The organism is Streptomyces sp. 7R007 (assembly GCF_054850255.1).
In genome coordinates this window covers 1-4,285 of sequence record NZ_JBTWMV010000125.1, presented here as the reverse complement: position 1 = coordinate 4,285, position 4,285 = coordinate 1, and the positions used below count along the sequence as shown (strand labels likewise).

Annotated in this window: 1 protein-coding gene; it reads right to left on the bottom strand. The window is 68.9% G+C overall.

Annotated elements, in window-relative coordinates; translation table 11 throughout:
* A partial coding sequence (locus ACYF6T_RS44300) for an amino acid adenylation domain-containing protein (protein WP_461703666.1) occupies positions 1 to 4,285 on the bottom strand: 4,285 nt, incomplete at both ends.

Below are 4,285 nucleotides of genomic sequence, written 5' to 3'. Positions count from 1 at the left end.
GCGACCAGGCGTTTGTCCCCCGGAACGTCTTCGCGGACGACCACAGCGGCCTGCGACACCCGCGGATGCGCCGTGATCACGGCCTGCACCTCGCCGGGTTCGATCCGGTAGCCCCGGATCTTCACCTGGTCGTCGGCACGTCCGAGGAACACCAGGTTCCCGTCACCGGTCCAGCGCACGACATCCCCGGTCCGATACAGCCGGCCGCCGTCACCTGCGAAGGGATCGGCGACGAACCGCTCGGAGGTCAGCCCCGGACGGTTGAGATAGCCGCGCGCCACACCCGCGCCGGCCACGTACAGCTCCCCGGCCACACCCACCGGAACCGGCTGCAGCCAGTCATCGAGCACGAACATCCGGGTATTGGGCAGCGGGGACCCGATGTGCGGGCTCTCCTCCACCGTCAAGCCGCTGGTCCATGAGACATCCGTCGTAGTCTCGCTCGGCCCGTAGGCGTTGATCAGCCGCCGCCCTGGTGCCCACCGCGCCACCTGCTCCGCACTCAGCACATCGCCACCGGACACCACCGTCCGCACCGAGGCCAGCGCCTGCGGCTCGACCGCCGTCAACACCGCCGCCGACACATGCGCGTAGGTGACGCCCGACTGCACGACCAGCTCGGCCAGTCCCGCCCCGACCAGGTCCTCCCGGCCGCCCGTCACCACGAGTCCGGCCCCGGCAGCCCACGCCGTCACCATGTCGGACACCGACACGTCGAAGCCGATCGACGCGAACTGCAGCACCCGGTCCCGCGCCCCGAGCCCGAAATGCCCCAGCTGCGCCGCCGACAGGTTCGCCAACCCGCCGTGGGTGACGACCACGCCCTTGGGCACACCCGTCGAACCCGAGGTGTAGATCACATACGCCGGATGCTCAGACAACACCTCCACCACCGGATGTGCCTGCGACACGACGGCCAACTCCTCGACCGTGGCGAGATCATCCAACAGGATCACGTCTACGGCATGGATGCCGGCGACGGTTGTCCCGTGGCCGAGCAGGATCTCGCACCCGCTGTCGGCCAGCATGTATGCAAGCCGCTCGGCTGGATGGTCCGGGTCCAGTGGCAGATAGGCGGCGCCGGCCTTCCACACCGCCAGCACGGCGACATACAGGTCCAGCACACGCGGCAGACACAGGCCCACCACGTCTTCCGGACCCACGCCACGAGCCCTCAGCAGACCGGCCAGACGATCCGCTCGGGCAGCCAACTCCGCATAGGTGACCATCCGGACACCGTCCACCAGCGCCACCGCATCCGGACCCCGTGCCACCCACTCGGCGAACAGCTCGGGCACCAGAACCCCCGGCACCTCCACCGCGGTGTCATTCCAGGCCCGCAGGATCCGCTCACGTTCCGTTTCGTCGAGGACGGTGATCCGGTTGCAGGCAGTCTCCGGCTCCTGGTCGAGTGTGTGGACAAGTGCGGACACGGCGGTGCTCAGCAGCCCGCAGACGTAGGCCGGGTCGACCGTGTCGGTCACATGGACGGTGACGTAGAACGCCGCGCCCAGGTCGTCCACGGCCACCGACAGTGGGTAGTTGGTGACATCGCGGGTGTAGAGCTGTTGGATGCCCGAGGCTCGCTGAGCTTCGGAGACGGCCTCACGCTCCTGGGGAGCCGTGCTGTGCCGGTAGTTGAAGAGGGACGTGAACAGCGGTGCCGGGGCCGTGACACCGCTGGCCTGCTGCGCCAGCGTCAACGGCGCATGCTCGTGCACCAGCAGATCCGCCAACTGCGCCTGCAACGCCCGCAACGCATCCCCCACCCCCACACCATCGACCCGCACCCGCACCGGCAGCGTGTTCAAGAACATCCCCGGCACCCGATCCGCACCCGCACCCGCATTCAACCGGCCGAACAACACCGTCCCGAACACCACGTCACCACGGCCCGACACCGCCGCCACCACCCGCGCCCACGCCAGGTGGAACACCGTCGCCGCCGACACACCCCATCGCCGCGCCAGCTGACGAACACGACCGCCCAGTTCCTCATCCAACTCCCGATGCGCCCGCACCGTCCGCGAACCGTCACCGTGCACATCCAGCAGACCGAACGGCGCCGTCGTCTCGCTCACATCACCCAACAGACCCGCGAAATACTCCGCATGCTCGGTCCGCGAGACACCCAAACGGGCATGCCCCACAAACTCCCGGAACGGCACCGCAGCAGCCGGTCGATCCCCCTCGCCCCCGAGCAGCCCACTCAGCTCGGACAGCACCACATCCCACCCAGTGTGATCCTGCAACAAGTGATGCATCTGCAACAGCACCAGCCAACGCCCGGTGCCGTCGGGCACCTCAGCCACCGTGACCCGCAGCAGGGGCGCGCTGCTCAGTCCCATCCGCGAGCCGGCCATCGTGAGCAGTTGCTCCACCGGGTCCGCACCGGCATCTACGGCGACCTCCCGCACCGGGATCACTGCCGACCGCCACACCACCTGCACCGGCTCCGGAAGACCCTCCCACACGATCCCGGTGCGGTAGACGTCATGCCGGTCCACCACCGTCTGCAGTCCCGCCAGCACCGCATCGAGCCGCTCCCGCGACTCCACACGCACCACCTTCGGCGGCAGATAGGGGTCAGCCCCGCCATCGTGCACAGCCATCAGGTGGTGGAAAAGCATGCCTTCCTGAAGCGGGGCGAGCGGGTAGATGTCCGCGATGTTCGCCGCGCCGCCGTCCACGTGTTCGGCGATCCGGTCCAGTTCCGCCTGCGACAGGTCGACCAGCGTCACCATCTCCGGCGTGATCCGCCCGGCGCCCTCCGGAATGAGATTCGGCGGCACCACCACCTGCGGGGCCCCCGCCACCGCCGCGATCCCCGCCGGCGTCGGCGACGCGAACAGTGCCCGTACACTCACCGCCACACCCCGCGACCGCAACCGCTCCACCAACGCCACGGCCAACAGCGAATGCCCGCCCAAGGCGAAGAAGTCATCGTCCACGCCAACTGCCTCCAGCCCCAGCACCTCGGCAAACGCCGCACACAACACCTCCTCCACCACTGAGGAAGGACCACGATCGGCCGACAGCGCATACTCCGGAACCGGCAACGCCGCGCGATCCAGCTTCCCGTTCACCGTCAACGGCAGGCCCTCCAGGACCATCACCGCCGACGGCACCATGTACTCCGGCAGCCGCTCGGCGACATGCGCGCGCACCAGGACAGGAACACCGCCTTCATCGCAGCCGTCCACCGCTACGACGTACGCGACCAAGCGCCTGTCCCCCGGCACATCCTCCCGAACGACCACCGCGGCCTGGGCCACCGACGGATGTGCCGCGACCGCGGCCTGCACCTCGCCCGGCTCGATCCGGAACCCGCGGATCTTCACCTGATCATCCGCACGGCCCACAAACACCAACCGGCCGCCCGCACCCCACCGCACCCGATCCCCGGTGCGATACAGCCTGCCACCGTCCACCGCGAACGGGTCGGCCACAAAACGCTCCGCCGTCAACCCCCGCCGGCCCAGGTACCCACGCGCCACCTGGGGTCCACCGATGTACGCCTCCCCCACCACACCTGGCGCAACAGGCTGCAGAAACTCATCCAGCACGTACACGCGACTGTTCCCGGCGGGCGCCCCGATCGACGGCGCCTCCACCACCGCAGGATCCACCACGCCATGAGTCACCATCACCGTGGCCTCGGTCGGACCATACGTGTTCACCAGCCGACGGCCCTCGGCCCACACCCGCGCCGTCCCCGCGCTCAACGCCTCAGCACCCGAGACCACCGTCGACAACCACGGCACCCGGCCCGGATCCACCACACCCAACAGCGACGGCACCACACTCGCCAAGCGCACCCCGCCCCGACGCACCGCACCCGCCAGCACACCAGCGTCCACACGCTCCGACGCCGAGGCCACCACCAGCGTGCCGCCCCCCGCCAGCGTCACCACCACATCAAACACCGAGGCGTCAAACGCGAACGACGCGAACTGCAACACCGGCACACCCGGCGCCACACCCAGCACCGGCCCGAACACCGATGCCACATTCACCGCACCACGATGCGCCACCAACACACCTTTGGGCACACCTGTGGAACCGGACGTATAGATCACATACGCCAACTGCTCCGGCACCACCACAACACCAGGAACCGCAGAGGACAACCCAGCCGAATCGGCGACAGCCTCCTCCCACAGCACGACCTCACACGAACCCAGCGCCCCAGCAGCCGAACCGTGCGCCAGGACAACCTCTGCGCCGCTGTCGGCCGCCATGAACGCCAGCCGCTCCACCGGATACTCCGGATCCAACGGCAGGA